Source organism: Thalassiella azotivora (assembly GCF_054781695.1).
The window spans coordinates 120,424-136,952 of record NZ_BAAGTX010000012.1 but is presented as its reverse complement, the minus strand read 5'-3'; the positions used below and the strand labels follow the sequence as shown (position 1 = coordinate 136,952).

Below are 16,529 nucleotides of genomic sequence, written 5' to 3'. Positions count from 1 at the left end.
TCCCGCGCTGTCCGCGGCGCTGCAGGACGAGCTCCTCGCCTTCCGGCGGGACCTGCACGCCCACCCCGAGCTGAGCCACGAGGAGCGGCGCACCACCCAGCGGGTGGCCGACCGGCTGCGCGCCGAGGGCCTCGAGCCCCGGCTCCTGCCCGGCTCGGGGCTGGTCTGCGACGTCGGTCCGGACGGCGGTCCCGTCCTCGGGCTGCGCGCCGACATGGACGCCCTGCCCCTGCAGGACCGCACCGGCCTGCCCTGGGAGTCGACGGTCCCGGGCGTGGCGCACGCCTGCGGGCACGACGTCCACACCACGTGCGTGCTCGGTGCGGGGCTGCTGCTCGCCCGTGAGCACGCCGCCGGCCGGCTGCGCCGTCGCGTCCGCCTGGTCTTCCAGCCCGCGGAGGAGTCCCAGCCCGGCGGTGCCCACCACGTCATCGCCCACGGCGGCCTGGACGACGTCCACCGGATCGTGGCGCTGCACTGCGACCCCCACCTCGACGTCGGCCGGGTGGGCCTGCGGACGGGGCCGATCACGTCGGCGTCCGACCACGTCACCGTCACCCTGCACGGCGACGGCGGCCACACCTCCCGCCCGCACCGCACGCAGGACCTCGTCTTCGCCCTCGGGCAGGTCGTCGTCGGCGTCCCCGCGGTCCTCGGCCGCCGGCTCGACCCGCGCGCCGGCAGCAACCTCACCTGGGGCACGGTCCAGGCCGGTGGCGCCCCGAACGTCGTCCCGGCGACGGGCTGCGCGCAGGGGACCCTGCGCGTGCTCGACACCTCCGCGTGGAAGGAGGCCGGGGAGGTCATCACCCGGGCCGTCCACGAGATCGTCGCTCCCTACGGGGTGCGGGCCGAGGTCGACGTCGTGCACAGCGTCCCGCCGGTCGTGAACGACGCGGACACGGTCCTCGTCCTGCGCCACGCCGTGCGCGCCGCGGTCGGCGAGGACGCCGAGGCGCCGACGGAGCAGAGCCTGGGCGGCGAGGACTTCGGCTGGTACCTCGAGGAGGGCGTGCCCGGCGCGCTCGCCCGGCTGGGGACGCGCACCCCGGGCGGGCGCACCTACGACCTGCACCAGGGCGACCTCACCGTCGACGAGCGGGCGGTCGGCATCGGCGCGCGGGTGCTGGCCGCCGTCGCGCTGGACGACGCCTACCGGGACTGACGGCGGCCCACGGGATCGACCGGGTGTCGACCGCCGGCCACCGTCCGTGAGCGCTCCGCCGGACGGTCGAGGCGGCTGCACCGGCTCTATAACGGATCGAGCACGGCGCCGAGGATGCGGCGATGGTGCCGTCGGCGTGTGCCAGACTCAGCCCGCCAAGCCGGTGGGGTGCAACGTCTGCCACCGGCCCACACGCTGGAAGGAGACGCCCGTGCGTCGAGTTGTCCGTGGGGCTGTCGTCGCCGCCCTCGGAGCCCTGGTCCTGGCTGGTTGCGCCGAGGACACGACGTCCTCGGAGGGGGACGGCACCACCGAGGCGAGCGGCTGCGGTAACGAGGTCACGATCGACGAGCTGACCGACGTCGGCCTGGCCTTCGACATCGGCGGCCGCGGTGACCGCGCGTTCAACGACCTCGCGGTCAAGGGCCTGGAGGACGCGCAGGCCGAGCTCGGCTTCGAGGCGCAGGAGCTCAGCCCCAACGCCGAGGCGAGCAACCGCGCCGAGCTGCTCCGCCAGCTCGCCGACGCCGGTCACAACCCCATCTTCGGTGTCGGCTTCGCCTACGGCGAGGACATGGACACCGTCGCCGCCGAGTACCCCGACACCCAGTTCATCCGGATCGACGGCGGCCCGTCCGAGTGCGCGAACGTCGCGGTGCTGACCTTCGCCGAGCACCAGGGCTCCTACCTCGTCGGCGTGGCTGCCGCCCTGAAGACCCAGACGAACCACGTCGGCTTCGTCGGCGGCAACGAGTCGACGCTGATCGACAAGTTCTACGCCGGCTTCAAGCAGGGCGTGGAGTCGGTCGACCCCAGCATCACCATCGACGAGCAGCGTCTCGCCCCCGGTGACGACGGCTCCGGCTTCGGTGACACCACCGGTGGCCGGGTCGCTGCCGAGGCCATGTACCAGAACGGCGCCGACATCGTCTACCACGCGGCGGGCCTGTCCGGGCTCGGCGTCTTCGAGGCCGCCGCCAACGCCGGCAAGCTCGCGATCGGCGTCGACGCCGACCAGTACGAGACGGTCGGTGACCCGCGCCTGCAGTCGGTGATCCTCACCTCGATGCTCAAGCGCGTCGACAGCGCGGTCACCGAGGCGCTCGTCGGCATCGACGAGAACGGCACCGTCGAGTCCGCCGAGCTGACGCTCGAGGAGGACGGCGTCGGCTACTCCACCAGCGGTGGGATGGTCGACGACATCGTGCCCCAGCTCGAGGAGGCCAAGGAGGCCATCCTCAACGGTGACGTCGAGGTCTCGCCGACCCCCTGACGGTCGACGAGCCTCCACGAGGGCGGGGTCCGCGCGTCGGGCCCCGCCCTCACGTCCCGGTCCCGATGCGGCGGGCCGGGGAAGGGCGGTACTCATGGAGAACGGATCGAACCGGTCGGGGGAGGGTCGGACCGACGCGGCGGACGCCGGTGGCACGACCACCGCGATCCGGCTGTCGGGGATCACGAAGCGCTTCCCCGGTGTCGTGGCGAACTCGGACGTCAACCTCGAGGTGCGCACCGGTGAGGTGCACGCCGTCGTGGGGGAGAACGGCGCCGGCAAGTCGACGCTGATGAAGACCCTGTACGGGATGCACCGTCCCGACGAGGGGACCATCGAGGTCGAGGGCCGTCGTGTGGTGTTCCACAGCCCGCGCGACGCCATCGCGGCCGGGATCGGCATGGTGCACCAGCACTTCATGCTGGCCGACAACCTCACCGTCGCCGAGAACATCGTGCTCGGCAGCGAGCCGAGCCGTCGCGGCGTCATCGACCGGGGCGCCGTCCAGGAGCAGCTCGAGGCGCTGTCGCAGCGCTACGGGCTGAACCTGCACCCCGAGCGCCTGGTCGACGAGCTGTCCGTCGCCGACCGCCAGCGCGTGGAGATCGCGAAGGTCCTCTACCGGGGCGCCCGCGTCCTCATCCTCGACGAGCCCACCGCGGTGCTCGTCCCGCAGGAGGTCGACGAGCTCTTCGAGAGCCTGCGCGGCCTGCGCGCCCAGGGGCTCGCCGTCGTCTTCATCTCCCACAAGCTCGACGAGGTGCTGTCCGTCGCGGACCGCGTCACCGTCATCCGCCGCGGGACGACGGTCGGCACGGTCGGACGCGGCGAGGTCACCTCCCGCCAGCTCGCCGAGATGATGGTGGGCAGCGCGCTGCCCACCGCACCGCCGCGCACCACGTCCGTCGGCACCGAGGAGGTGCTGCGCGTCGAGGGCCTGACCGTCGAGCGAGCGGGTGCCCCCGCCCTGTCCGACGTGTCCTTCACCGTGCGTCGTGGCGAGGTGGTCGGTTTCGCCGGTGTCGAGGGCAACGGGCAGAGCGAGCTGGTCGAGGCGCTGCTCGGGGTGGTGACCGCCGACGCCGGGCGCGTGGTCTACCGGGGCCAGGACGTGACCGGCTGGCCCACGATCCGGCGGCGCGCCGAAGGCATGGCCGTCGTCCCCGAGGACCGGCACCGCCAGGCGCTGCTGCTCGACGCGCCGCTGTGGGAGAACCGCGTCCTGGGTCACCAGACGTCACCGCCCGTCGGTGGTCGGTTCCTCGTCCGCCGCGCCGCCGCCCGCGAGGACACCGCCCGCATCATGCGCGACTACGACGTCCGGGCACCCGGCGTCGAGACGCCCGCCCGGGCCCTGTCCGGGGGCAACCAGCAGAAGCTCATCATCGGCCGCGAGATGAGCGGGTCCCCCCAGGTCCTCGTCGCCGCTCACCCCACCCGCGGCGTCGACGTCGGGGCGCAGGCCGCGATCTGGGGCCGGATCCGCGAGGCGAGGGACGCCGGGCTCGGGACCGTGCTCGTCTCGGCCGACCTCGACGAGCTGATCGGCCTGTCCGACACCATCCACGTCCTGCTGCGTGGTCGCGTGGTGGCCACGGTCGACCCGGCCGAGGCGACCCCCGAGGTGCTCGGCAGCTACATGACCGGCGGGGACCCGACGGGCACGACCGACCGGCCGGCGGACCGACCGGCCGACCGTGACGCAGGGCAGGAGGCCCCGTGAGCCCACGCGGACGCAAGGCGCTGCAGCTGCTCGTCCCGGTGACGGCGGTGCTCGTCGCGCTGCTCGTCTCCGGGGTCGTGCTCGCCGTCCTGGGCGTCGACCCGATCCAGGCGCTGGTGGCCCTGTTCGATTTCGGGCCCACCAGCCAGGCGCAGGCCAACCAGATGCGGGCGATGCTCAACGGGACCACGGCCCTGTTCCTCGCCGGGGTGGCCGTGAGCATCGGCTTCCGCGCCAACCTCTTCAACATCGGCGTGGAGGGCCAGTACCGGGTCGCGACCGTCGTCGCCGCCGGCGTCGGCGCGATGCTCGCGCTGCCGCAGGTGCTGCACCTGCTCGTCATCGTGCTCGTGGCGATGCTCGTCGGGGCCGCCTACGCGGCCGTGCCCGCCGTCCTGAAGGTCACGCGCGGCGTCAACGAGGTCATCACCACGATCATGCTGAACAGCATCGCGGTGGCCCTGGCGGCGTACCTGGTGCGGGGGCCGTTCCTCGACCCGACCACGGACGGCTCGACCAAGGTCCTGCCGGAGTCGGCGCGCTTCCCCGGGTTCCAGGACCTGTTCCTGACCCTGGGCCTGCAGCCGCCGACCCGCCCGGTCACCGGCATGATCGTCGTGGCGGTGGTCGTCGGCGTCGCGGTCAGCCTGATGCTGTCGCGGACCCGGTTCGGGTTCGAGCTGCGGGCCTCCGGCGCCAACCCGAGCGCCGCGGCCTCGTCGGGCATCCCGTCCAAGCGGATGGTCATGCAGGCCATGCTCCTGTCGGGTGCCCTGGCCGGCCTGATCGGCCTGCCGGAGCTGCTCAGCGAGGACATGCGCTACGGCGTCTCCTTCACCGCCGGGCTGGGCTTCACCGGGATCGCCGTCGCGCTGCTCGGCCGCAACAACCCCGCCGGGATCGCGCTGGCCGCGCTGCTGTTCGCCTTCCTCGACCGGGCCGGTCCCAGCCTGGAGGGCGTGGACATCCCACCGTCCGTGGCCACGATCGTCCAGGGCACGATCGTGATGACGGTCGTCATCGTCAACGAGGTCGTCGGCCGGGCCCTGAGCCGGGCCGAGGAGCGCTGGGCGCGCACGCACCCGCCCGCGACCGGCCGTGACCAGGTGCAGGAGGCGACGGCATGAGCGTCGACACCAGGCTCGCCGACACCGCCGCGCCGTCCCGTAGGCGCCGGCGCCTCGGGGTGTGGGTCTACGTGGCGGTGATGGCGTTCGTCGCGCTGTCCGTGACCCGCGCGGTCACCGGGCAGGAGGTGCTGACGAACACCGGCACCGTGCAGGCGCTGGTGACGCTGGCCCTGCCGATCGCCCTGGCCGGCCTCGGCGGGCTCGTGGCCGAGCGCGCGGGCGTCATCAACATCGGCCTCGAGGGCATGATGATCCTCGGTACGTGGGGCGCCGGCTTCGCCGGGTACCAGTGGGGTCCGTGGGCCGCGCTGGCCGGTGCGGTGCTCGGCGGCGTCCTGGGTGGCGTCGTGCACGCCCTGGCGACGGTCACCTTCGGCGTCGACCACATCGTCAGCGGCGTCGCCATCAACATCCTCGCCGCGGGTCTGGTCCGCTTCCTGTCCGAGATCAGCTTCAGCGCCGGCAGCGGGGGAGGGCCCACCCAGTCGCCGAGCCTGGCCAGCCGGGGGGACTCCTACGCCCTGCCCGTGCTGTCCAGCGGGCCCGACCTGCTGGGCCGCCTCGAGTCGACGGACCTGGTCGTGCTCGCCGACGCCGCCGGGGTGCTGCGCGGCCTGACCAGCGACCTGACGGCGTTCGAGCTCATCGCCATCGCGCTCATCCCCGCCGTCGGGTTCCTGCTGTGGCGTACCCCGCTGGGTCTGCGCTGGCGCTCCAGCGGCGAGAACCCCTGGGCGGCCGAGTCCCTCGGGGTGCGGGTGAGCGCCCTGCGGTGGCTGGCGGTCGTGGTCAGCGGCGCGCTCGCCGGGCTGGGCGGCCTGTTCCTCGTGCTCTTCGCCGGCCAGTACAACGAGGGCCAGACCGGCGGCCGCGGGTTCATCGGTCTCGCCGCGATGATCTTCGGCAACTGGCGTCCCGGGGGGCTGGCCACCGGCGCCGCGCTGTTCGGGTACGCCGACGCGATCCGGTTGCGCGACAGCAGCTCCCAGGCCGTCCTCGCGCTGCTGCTGGTCATCGCGATCGTGCTGGCGGTGCTCGCGGTCAGGGCCCTGCGACGGGCGCGGCGGCTGCAGGGCGGCCTGCTCGCGGCGGGTGCGGTGCTGGCGGTGACCGGGTGGGCGGCGCTGGACTCCCTGCCCCGCGAGGTCACCACCTCGACCCCCTACATCGTCACCCTCGTCGTGCTGGCGACCGCCTCCCAACGGCTCCGACCCCCCAAGGCGGTCGGGTCGCGGTTCCGACGAGGCGAGGAGCACTGACCCGGTGAGCAGCGAGCCGGACCCCCGCGAGCCGGACCCCAGAGAGCCGGCGCCCGCCGTCGACTGGCAGGGCCTGCGGGCCGCGGCGGTCGACGCCGCGGGCCGTGCCTACGCGCCCTACTCCGGCTTCCCCGTCGGTGCCGCGGCGCTGGTGGACGACGGCCGGGTGGTGGTGGGCTGCAACGTGGAGAACGCCTCCTACGGGCTGGGCCTGTGCGCGGAGTGCGGTCTGGTGTCCCAGCTGCACGCCACCGGTGGGGGGCGGCTGCGGGCGTTCACCTGCGTCGACGGCCAGGGCAGCGTGCTCATGCCGTGCGGTCGGTGCCGACAGCTGCTGCACGAGCACGGCGGACCCGAGATGCTGCTGGAGACGGTCCGGGGAGTGCGCCCGCTCGGTGAGGTGCTGCCCGACGCGTTCGGTCCGGACGACCTGGAGGAGAGACGATGAGCAGGCACGCCGCACCCAGGCCCCCACGGCAGGACGAGCCGTTCGACGCGGTGGACGTGATCCGCACCAAGCGCGACCGCGGCGAGCTGTCCGACGAGCAGATCGACTGGGTCGTCGACGCCTACACCCGCGACGCCGTCGCCGACGAGCAGATGGCCGCGTTGGCGATGGCCATCCTGCTCAACGGCATGAACCGTCGGGAGGTGGCCCGCTGGACGGCCGCGATGATCGCCTCCGGTGAGCGGCTGGACTTCTCCGGCCTGAGCCGCCCGACCGCCGACAAGCACTCCACCGGCGGCGTCGGCGACAAGATCACCCTCCCGCTGGCCCCGTTGGTCGCGGCGCACGGCGTGGCCGTCCCGCAGCTGTCCGGCCGCGGCCTCGGGCACACCGGCGGCACGCTCGACAAGCTCGAGGCGATCCCCGGGTGGCGGGCGAGCCTCGGCAACGACGAGTTCTTCCGCCAGCTCGAGGACGTCGGCGCGGTCGTCTGCGCCGCCGGTTCGGGCCTCGCTCCCGCCGACAAGCGGCTGTACGCGCTGCGCGACGTCACCGGCACCGTGGAGGCGATCCCGCTCATCGCCTCCTCCATCATGAGCAAGAAGATCGCCGAAGGCACCGGGGCTCTGGTGCTCGACGTCAAGGTCGGGTCCGGCGCGTTCATGAAGGACCTGGAGTCGGCCCGCGAGCTCGCCCGCACCATGGTGGCGCTGGGGACGGACGCGGGTGTCACGACGGTGGCGCTGCTGACGGACATGTCGACGCCGCTGGGTCTGACCGCGGGCAACGCCCTCGAGGTGCGCGAGTCCGTCGAGGTGCTCGACGGCGGCGGCCCGCCCGACGTCGTCGAGCTGACCCTCGCCCTCGCCCGCGAGATGCTCGCCGCCGCCGGCAAGGGCGACGTCGACCCCGCGGACGCGCTGCGGGACGGTCGTGCGATGGACGTGTGGCGGCGGATGGTCGCCGCCCAGGGCGGTGACCCGGACGCAGACCTGCCCGTCGCGCGCGAGACGCACCAGGTGCTCGCACCCGCGGACGGCGTGCTCACCCGGCTCGACGCCCTGGCCGTGGGCGTCGCGGCGTGGCGTCTCGGCGCCGGACGGGCCCGCAAGGAGGACCCGGTGCAGGCCGGCGCGGGCGTGGAGCTGCACGCCAAGCCGGGGGCGACCGTGCGGTCCGGCGAGCCCCTGCTCACCCTGCACACGGACACCCCGGAGCGTTTCGACCGCGCGGTCGCGGCCCTGGAGGACGCCTTCGAGGTCGTGCCCGAGGGCAGCCGCCCGGACACCCCGGACGTCGTCCTCGAGCGGGTCGCGGCGGACTGACCACGGGGCCGGGACCCGGCCAGACTCACAGTCAGGCCAGGCGAGGCCGCCGGGGTCAGTCGCGGTACTCGGGGAACTGCGAACCGAGGTGCGCCTCCATCGAGGTGTCCCGGTCCTCGAAGACGGCCCCGACCTCCGGGTCGGCGAAGCGCCAGTTCTGGTAGGCGTCGCGCTGGGCCGGTGTCATCTCGTCCCAGGGGAGCAGGTCGCCGCTGCGGTCGAGGAAGTCGCCCGCGCTGCCGCGCTCGGCGTACGGCTGGTTCCACGGGTGGGTCGGCGCGGGCCGGGTCCCGCCGTCGCCGTCCGGCTCGTGAAAGAACCCGTGCTCGAGCATCGCGCTCGACGTCAGGTCCTCCATCAGCGCCCGGACGACGTCGACGCGGCCGTTGGCGTCGCGGACCGCGTCGCCCGCGTGGTCGGTCTCGAACCGGGACAGGACCTGCTCGGTCCCCTGGCCGACCACGAAGTTCACCACGGAGCCGCCGGGGACGGTCGGCAGGCCGAGGACCCCGCCGGCCAGGTCGAGGAACGCCTTGGTCCGCGCGTCACTCGCCGCCCCTTCGGCGATGCGCTCGGAGCTGATGCCCTCGGTGAGCATGCCCAGCGTCGAGGCGATGTCCTGCAGGGCGGCGTCGATGCGCTCCGGGTCGCCGGACGCGGCGGCCGCGTCCATCACGGACTGCGCCTTGAGCCCCTGGTGCGCCAGCAGGTCCGCGTACGCCTCGTCGGACAGACCGCCGACCAGCGCGCGCAGGCTGTCCCGGTCCATCCCGGCGCCCCAGGCGCCCTCACCCTGCTGCGCCCCGTGCACGGAGTCGCCGCTGCGGCTGGCCCCGACGCGGTGCACGTCGTCGACGTACTGCGACAGGATCGTGCCGATGCTGGCCTGCATCCCGTCCGGCACGTCCCCTCCGCGCTCGCCACCGAGCGCCTCGACGAGGCGGCCGGTGATCTCCGCGGACGTCCACCCCGGTCCGCCGACCGGGCCGGAGTCGCGGTGCGTCGTCGTGGCCGTCTCCAGCAGGGCACCGAACGCCGCCCCCTTGTCGTCGTGCCACGGCCACTCCCGCTCGCCGGCGAGGTACTCGACGACGCCGTCCTCCACGAGGAACTGCTGCGCCGCCGCGGGGTCGCGCGCGAGGAGGTTCGACACGCCGATGAGCGGGTCGCCGTGGTTGTCGGTCCCGAACAGCCGGGGGATGCCGGCCCCCGGGGGCAGGCCGTTCACCCAGCCGAGCGCGCCGTCGACCTGGCGGTCCCGGGCGAGGACGGCCTGCGACACGGCGACGGCCACGTCGGTGTCCCACGTCCCGCCACGGGTCATCAGCGCGGACAGGCCGTACCCGCCCTCGGGCGTCCCGACGGCGTCCTGCAGGCCCTGGACGAAACCCGGGTCGAGACCGGGGTCGTGCGTGGCGGTGGTGAGGGCACCGGCGAGCAGGTCGACGAGTCGCTCCCCGTCCTCGAGGTAGTCCTGGCCGCCGTACGGGTCGTCGGGGTCGCCGTAGCCCTGCTCCGGGAAGCGCAGCGGCCCGTAGGAGTCGGCGCCCTGCGCCACCCAGAAGGGCAGCGTCGCCAGGTTCTCCGGGCCGATCCGCTCGACGAGGGCGGTGGCCACCCACGGGTCGGCGAGCGCGGCCTCGAGCTCGTCGAGCGCGGCGTCGTCGAACCGCCCGCCCTGCACCATCGGCAGGACGCGCTCCCAGAGCCGGCCCGCGGTCAGCTCGGCGGCCTGCCGGTTGCGCTGCTCGGACAGCGGCATGCCGGCGACGAGGTACGGGGCGGCCGCGAAGCCGTCGGAGACGCCGCTGGCGACGTAGGTGCTCACGGTCTCGTCGGGAACGGGGGCGACGACGGCCGCGGCCATCGCGTCCCCGGCCGCGCGGGTCTGCTGGCCCAGCCAGAGCCTGAGCATGCCGACGGAGTACTCCAGGTCGTGCCGGCGCCGGCGGCGGGCGTCACCCGCCTCCGACACCGCCCAGCCCCGGGACTGCTCGAGCTCGTGCTGCAGGAACGTGCGCCCGGGCCCCGGGTCCAGGGCGTCGAGCGAGCGGCGGTACTCCCGCCCGGCGGCGTCGACCGCCTCCTCGTACGCCTCGTCGGCGAGCACCCACTGGCGGTTGGCGTCCTCGACCTGGCGGAGCGCGTCGCGGTAGGTCTGCGCCAGCGTGGACAGCGCCTGCGAGGCGGTGGCGAAGTGGGTGGAGAAGGTCTCGGTGTGGTCGGCCAGCCCGCGCATCTCGGCCTTGACCGCGGTGGCCGCCTGCCCCGTCCAGGCCGACCCGATGGCCGACGGCTCGCCGGCGACCTGCTCGGCGCGTGAGCCGAGCACACCGGACAGCTCGCCGAGCGCGTCGGCGGCGGCCTGCGTCGCGTCGGGGTCGACGTCCAGGGTGAAGTGGTCGGCCATGCGGTGCCCCCTCAGAGCGTGATCGTGGTGCTGGCGTCGACGTCCACCGCCTGCAGGTCCACCGCGGTGCGGCCGATGTTCCCCGCGATCAGACCGGCCGTCTGGGAGCACACGGAGAACACCTCGGACCACGAGATGAGGAAGGTCGCCGCGCCGTCCGCGAGCGCCCCCGAGAACTCACCCGCCCCGGCCATCGCCTGCCCGTGGTGCCGCTCCAGCGGCCCGGTCGCGTTGCGGAAGGCGGCCGCGAGGTCGTCGAACCGGTTGCTCGCGGCGTCGAGCGTCCCGTACTCGGCGTGGACCGACATCGTCGTCCTCCTCCTCGTGGCGGCGGCTGGTGACGGCTGGTGACCGCTCGCATCGTAGGTCGGGCGTGCGGGCGCGGGCCGGCGTCGTCCACAGGCTCGCGGGGGAGGTGCGCGGGCGGGTGAGGGCGAGCCGCCATACTCGGCGGGGTTTGGTAAGGGTCGCGGCCCGGCCTCCCGTGCCGGTACGACAGCAGACGAGCAGGAGGTCGACCCGTGCGCTTCAGCGTCACCGTGGCGGACGCCCGCTCGCGGTCGCGGCACGACGTCCTGCTCGACGCCGACCCGGACCAGCCGCTCGCCGACGTCCTGCCGTCCGTGGTCGGCGCCCTCGGCGGCGAGGTGCACCCCTCGTTCGCCGCCCGGATGGACGTCTGGGTGGACGGCGTCACCGCCGACCCCACCCGGACGCTGCGTGAGAACGGCGTGCGGCCCGGCAGCGTCCTCGGATTGGGCGGCCCGGACGGGCGGACGGTGGGCTCGCCGTCGGGTGTGGCCGAGCTGCGGGTGGTGAGCGGGCCGGGGGCGGGGCGGGTGCACCGGCTGGCGCTCGGGGAGACGCTCGTCGGCTGCGGCGCCCCGGGGCTGTCCCTGCCCGACCTGCTGCTGCCTGCCGACGCCCTGGCCGTCCGCGTCCGTCCTGACGGCGAGGTCGAGGTGGAGGCGGGTGGGGACGTCGAGGCCGTCCTCGCCGACGAGCCCCTGGACGGGGCCACGACGTGGGAGGCGGGCAGCTACCTGGCCGCGGGCAGCACGGTGCTCGAGCTGGTCGACGTCGAGCCCCCGGACGTCGACGTCACCCCGGCCCGCGACCAGCTCGGCAGCGACTTCAACCGCCCGCCGCGGCTGCTGCCACCGGCCCGGGAGAAGTCGTTCACCCTGCCGCGCGAGCCGGGCGAGCAGGTCAAGCGGCCGATCCCCTGGGTGATGGTGTTCGCGCCCGTGGCGATGGTCGTCCCCATGTACCTGGTCTTCCAGAACGCCCGGGTGCTGCTGTTCGTGGTGATGTCGCCGCTGATGGCGCTCGCGAACTGGCTGTCCGACCGGCGCGGCGGGCGCAAGAAGTACCTCGAGGACCTCGCCCGCTTCGAGAAGGAGACCGAGGAGGTCGAGGAGCGCATCCGCGTCGCGCAGCTGGCCGAGCGGGCGGAGCGGCGCAGCGCCCACCCGGACCCGGCCACGGTCCTGCTCACCGCCCACGGACCGGGCCGGCGCCTGTGGGAGCGCCGGCGCAGCGACCCCGACCACCTGTCCCTGCGAGTGGGCCTGGCCGACCGGCCGAGCACCGTGACGGTCAAGAAGGCGGGCTTCCGCGACGACGAGGACCCGGCGCCCCGCAGCCTGAGCCACGTGCCCGTCGCCCTGGACCTGCGCCGTCTCGGCGTCGTCGGCGTCGCGGGGGCGGACGGCGCGGCGCAAGCGGTGGGGCGGTGGCTGCTGGCCCAGGCGGCCGTGCTGCACAGCCCGCGGGACGTGCGGGTCGTCGTCCTCACCGACGGCGACGGTGAGCGCGAGTGGGCGTGGGTGCGGTGGCTGCCGCACTGCCGGGTCGATGGCGAGCTGGTGGGCGCCGTCGTCGGCACCGAGCAGGAGTCCGTCGGACGCCGGCTCGCCGAGCTCGGCCAGCTCGTCACCGAGCGGCTCGCGGACCGGCCGGTGACCGGTTCGTGGACCCCGCCGGGGCCGGACGTCGTCGTCGTGCTGGACGGCGCGCGGCGGCTGCGCGCCCTGCCCGGGGTCGTGGCGCTGCTGCGCGACGGGCCTCTGGCCGGCGTCCACGTCGTCTGCCTGGACGCCGAGGAGCGGTACCTGCCGGAGGAGTGCCGCGGGGTCGTGCGGGTCGCCGACGACCGGCTCGAGGTGCGCCAGACCCTCGCCGAGGACGTCTCCGACGTGCTCGCGGACCTGGTGGACGTCGAGTGGGCGGACCGGGTCGCGCGGGCCCTGGCGCCGGTGCGGGACACCACGCCGAAGGAGGACGACGCCGGCCTGCCGGGTTCGGCCCGCCTGCTGGAGTGCGTCGACCTCGACCCGCCGACCCCCGAGGGGGTGGTGGCGCGGTGGAGGGCCGACGGCCGCACCACCGAGGCGGTGCTCGGCTACGGCTACGACGGCCTGTTCCGGCTGGACCTGCGTCGCGACGGCCCGCACGCGCTCGTGGCCGGCACCACCGGCTCCGGCAAGTCCGAGCTGCTGCAGACGCTCGTCGGCTCCCTCGCGCTGGTGAACCGGCCCGACGCGCTGACGTTCGTGCTCGTCGACTACAAGGGCGGCTCGGCGTTCAAGGACTGCGCCCGCCTGCCGCACACCGTCGGCATGGTCACCGACCTGGACGAGCACCTGGTGTCCCGGGCGCTGGAGTCGCTGTCGGCCGAGCTCAAGCGACGCGAGCACCTGCTCGGCGTGCCCGGCGCGAAGGACCTCGAGGACTACTGGGCGCTGGCGGACAAGGACCCGTCGCTGCCGGTGCTGCCCCGGCTGGCCATCGTCATCGACGAGTTCGCCAGCCTCGTCGCCGAGCTGCCGGACTTCGTCAAGGGGCTGGTCTCCATCGCCCAGCGGGGCCGGTCCCTGGGCATCCACCTCGTGCTCGCGACCCAGCGGCCGACGGGTGTGGTCTCCCCGGAGATCCGCGCCAACACGAACCTGCGGATCGCGCTGCGCGTCACCGACGACGGCGAGAGCCGGGACGTCATCGACGCACCCGACGCCGCCCGGATCGCCAAGTCCACGCCGGGCCGCGGCTACGCCCGCACCGGCCACTCCTCCCTGCTGCCGTTCCAGTCCGGTCGGGTCGGCGGGCGGCGGCCCGGGGCACGGGCGGACTCCGGTCCGCCCCGCCCGCTGGCCTGGCCGCTGCCCTGGTCGGCCGTGGGGCTGCCCGCACCGGCCCGGCCGGTGGCGCGGGGCAGCGACACCGACGAGGGGGAGACCGACCTCAAGGCCCTCGTCGACGCGGTCCGGGGTGCCGCCGAGGGCCTGGGGGTCGCCCGGCAGCCGAGTCCGTGGCTGCCGTCGCTGCCGGAGGTGCTGACGGTCGACGACCTGCCGGCGGTCGGGGCCGGCGGTGCCGACAGGGCCGGCAGTGCCGACGGTGCCGACGGGGACCCGCGCGTCCCGGGCTCGCAGGTGGCCGCCCCGCGCGGCGCCGCCTGGGCGCTGGAGGACCACCCGGCCCGGCAGGCGCAGGAGCCCCGCACGTTCACCCCGGGCGTCGACGACCACCTCTACGTCATCGGCGGGCCGCGCAGCGGGCGCTCCACCGCGCTGCGCACCATCGCGACCGGCCTGGCTCGGTCGGCGTCCAGCGCGGACGTCCACCTGTACGGGCTGGACTGCGGCAACGGCGCCCTGCTGCCGCTGGAGGACCTGCCGCACACCGGCGCCGTGGTGACCCGCACCCAGACCGAGCGCGCCGACCGGCTGCTGCGCCGCCTGTCCGCCGAGGTCACGCGCCGCCAGGAGCTCCTGTCCCTCGGCGGCTGGTCCGACGTGGGCGAGCAGCGGGCCGCGGTCGACCCGGACGAGCGGCTGCCCTACCTGGTGCTGCTGCTGGACCGCTGGGAGGGTTTCGTCACCAGCCTGGGGGAGGTCGACGCCGGCCGGCTGTCCGACGAGGTGCAGCGGCTGCTGCGCGAGGGCTCCTCGGCCGGCGTCCACGTGGTCCTGACCGGTGACCGGTCGCTGATGTCGGGGCGGATGGGGACCGCGGTGGAGCGCAAGCTCGTCCTGCGGCTGCCGGACCGCTCGGACTACACCCTCGCCGGGCTGTCCCTCAAGCAGGTCCCGACGTCGATGCCGGACGGGCGCGGGCTGTGGGCGGAGTCCGCCGTCGAGGTCCAGGTCGCGGTGCTGCCCGGCGACCTCAGCGGCGCGGGACAGGCGGCCGCGGTGCGCGAGGTGGCGGCGGCCTGCCACGAGCGGGACGCCGCCGTGCCGCGTGGGCGCCGGCCGTTCCGGCTCGAGGCGCTGCCCACCTCGGCGCCCGCCGCGCCGGTGCTGGCCGACCTCGTCGCGGGGGCGGCCGGTGGCGGGCCCCTGTGGACGCCGTTGGGCGTGGGCGGCGACGACCTGGAGCTGCTGGGGCTGGACCTGGCGGCCTCGCCGGTCGCCGTGGTCGCCGGTCCGGCGCGGTCCGGGCGGACCTCCGTCCTGCGGTTCGCGGCCGCCGCGGCGAGCGCCCGGGGGGTGGGTCTGCTCGCCCTGTGCCCCCGCGGCGAGGGGCCGCTCGCGGCGCAGGTGCGGGCCGCGGGTGGGGCGGTGGAGGTCGGGACGTCCGGTCCGCTGGAGGGTCTGGTGGAGCGGCTGAGGGCCCTGCCGTCGCCCGGGCTCGTCGTCGTCGACGACGCCGAGGCGCTCCGCGAGGGCGCCCTGGCCCCGGCGATGCAGGCCGCCGTGCGCCAGGCGCGCGAGAAGGGCTTCGGGATCCTGCTGGCGGGGTTGACGAGCGAGCTGACCACCGGGCTGACGGGCTGGCTGGTCGAGGCACGCCGCGGTCGGCAGGGGCTGCTGCTGTCACCGCAGAGCCTGACCGACGGCGACGCGGTCGGGGTCCGTGTGCAGCGCAGCCAGCTGGCCGGGCGGGTGCTGCCGGGCCGTGGCCTGCTCGTGGCGCCCGGAGAGGACGCGGTGAGCGTCCAGGTGCCCCTGGTCGACGAGACCGGCTGACGGGAGCCCGGCCGAGGCGTCGGAGTCGGCGACCCGGGCACGCACCTCGCACCGACGGCGCGGGGTGACGGTGCGGGTCGACGGTGCGGGGTGACGGTGGGGGGTGACGGTGCGTCGGGCCCGCGGACCCTGCGTGGTGGCTGTCGGCCGACAGGGTCACGGGCGGGACCGTCGCAGCGATGACCCACGCCACACCGGCCGGGACCCGTGGGCGTCGCGGGGGACGGCAGGAGCCCCGGACCGCACGCGGTCCGGGGCTCCTGGGGCAGTCCTCCGCCGGGTCGGCGGAGAGCCCGCCGGGGGTGACTCAGAGGTTGACGCGGAACTGCTGGTCGACGCTCGCGAAGGCCTCGGAGGCCTTGCCGAGGTACTGGCTCATCAGCTCGAGCTCGGAGACGCACTGGCGCGCAGCGGTCGTCCAGCGCTCGTGCGCCTCGCCGAAGCTGCCCGACGCCGCGTCGGTGACGAAGCCGCTGGAGATGAGCTCCTGGATCTGGCCCTGGAGCCGCGTGAGCACGGACTCCAGCTCGTTCTTGGTGTTCGCGAGGTTGGCCGCCTGGGCCTCGAGCGCGCCGTGCTCGACGTGGACGCCGCCACCACCGTTAGCCATGGTCTCTCCTTCGCCGTCGTGCCCCCCCAACCGTGCGGCGGGCGAGGTCTCGGCTGCGACCGGACGCCCTGGTGGCGGCCCGTCGTCGTCAGCGCTGGTCAGGATAGGCCGGGCCGTCGGGCCCGCGGGCGGTTCGTCCACAGCCCTCGGCGACGGCCTCGACCGGCCCGCGCGGGCTGTGGACGGAGCCCTCGGGAGGCCGTCGAGGTCGGG

The 16,529-nt window shown here is 75.0% G+C and carries 11 protein-coding genes; 8 read left to right on the top strand and 3 right to left on the bottom strand.

Features of this window, described 5'->3' with window-relative positions:
- The first annotated feature begins 7 nt into the window (after positions 1-7).
- The 7 genes from ACYVQV_RS10100 to ACYVQV_RS10070 all read left to right on the top strand — a co-directional run bounded on the left by ACYVQV_RS10100 (position 8) and on the right by ACYVQV_RS10070 (position 8,323).
- Positions 8-1,165: an amidohydrolase gene (locus ACYVQV_RS10100; protein ID WP_461023188.1), complete on the top strand. Its 1,158-nt coding sequence runs from the start codon at positions 8-10 to the stop codon at positions 1,163-1,165.
- 211 nt (positions 1,166-1,376) lie between these two features.
- Positions 1,377-2,438 (top strand): BMP family lipoprotein, encoded by a 1,062-nt coding sequence (locus tag ACYVQV_RS10095; RefSeq protein ID WP_461023149.1) that lies wholly within the window; start codon positions 1,377-1,379, stop codon positions 2,436-2,438.
- Between the two features lie 94 nt (positions 2,439-2,532).
- Positions 2,533-4,161 carry an ABC transporter ATP-binding protein gene (locus ACYVQV_RS10090; RefSeq protein WP_461023148.1) on the top strand — a complete coding sequence of 543 codons (1,629 nt, stop codon included), beginning with the start codon at positions 2,533-2,535 and terminating at the stop codon, positions 4,159-4,161.
- Entirely contained in the window at positions 4,158-5,288 is a 1,131-nt protein-coding gene (locus tag ACYVQV_RS10085) for an ABC transporter permease (protein ID WP_461023147.1), read from the top strand. Before ACYVQV_RS10090 ends, ACYVQV_RS10085 begins: the two co-directional genes overlap by 4 nt.
- On the top strand, positions 5,285-6,550 hold the full coding sequence (locus tag ACYVQV_RS10080; RefSeq protein WP_461023146.1) for an ABC transporter permease: 1,266 nt from the start codon (positions 5,285-5,287) through the stop codon (positions 6,548-6,550). The genes ACYVQV_RS10085 and ACYVQV_RS10080 overlap by 4 nt, the downstream gene beginning before the upstream one ends.
- A gap of 4 nt (positions 6,551-6,554) precedes the next feature.
- Positions 6,555-6,998, top strand: a complete 444-nt coding sequence (locus ACYVQV_RS10075; protein ID WP_461023145.1) for a cytidine deaminase — start codon at positions 6,555-6,557, stop codon at positions 6,996-6,998.
- Entirely contained in the window at positions 6,995-8,323 is a 1,329-nt protein-coding gene (locus ACYVQV_RS10070; protein WP_461023144.1) for a thymidine phosphorylase, read from the top strand. The genes ACYVQV_RS10075 and ACYVQV_RS10070 overlap by 4 nt, the downstream gene beginning before the upstream one ends.
- Before the next feature lie 55 nt (positions 8,324-8,378).
- Here the strand turns inward: ACYVQV_RS10070 and ACYVQV_RS10065 are convergent, their stop codons facing one another.
- Positions 8,379-10,733, bottom strand: a complete 2,355-nt coding sequence (locus tag ACYVQV_RS10065) for a DUF6571 family protein (protein ID WP_461023143.1) — start codon at positions 10,731-10,733, stop codon at positions 8,379-8,381.
- An 11-nt stretch (positions 10,734-10,744) separates the two neighbouring features.
- Entirely contained in the window at positions 10,745-11,041 is a 297-nt protein-coding gene (locus ACYVQV_RS10060) for a hypothetical protein (protein ID WP_461023142.1), read from the bottom strand.
- A gap of 213 nt (positions 11,042-11,254) precedes the next feature.
- Here ACYVQV_RS10060 and ACYVQV_RS10055 point away from each other — a divergent pair, with 213 nt between their 5' ends.
- Entirely contained in the window at positions 11,255-15,706 is a 4,452-nt protein-coding gene (locus tag ACYVQV_RS10055) for an FtsK/SpoIIIE domain-containing protein (RefSeq protein ID WP_461023141.1), read from the top strand.
- Positions 15,707-16,013: 307 nt separating this feature from the next.
- Here ACYVQV_RS10055 and ACYVQV_RS10050 read toward each other — a convergent pair whose 3' ends face one another.
- Entirely contained in the window at positions 16,014-16,316 is a 303-nt protein-coding gene (locus ACYVQV_RS10050) for a WXG100 family type VII secretion target (protein WP_461023140.1), read from the bottom strand.
- Positions 16,317-16,529 lie beyond the last annotated feature (213 nt).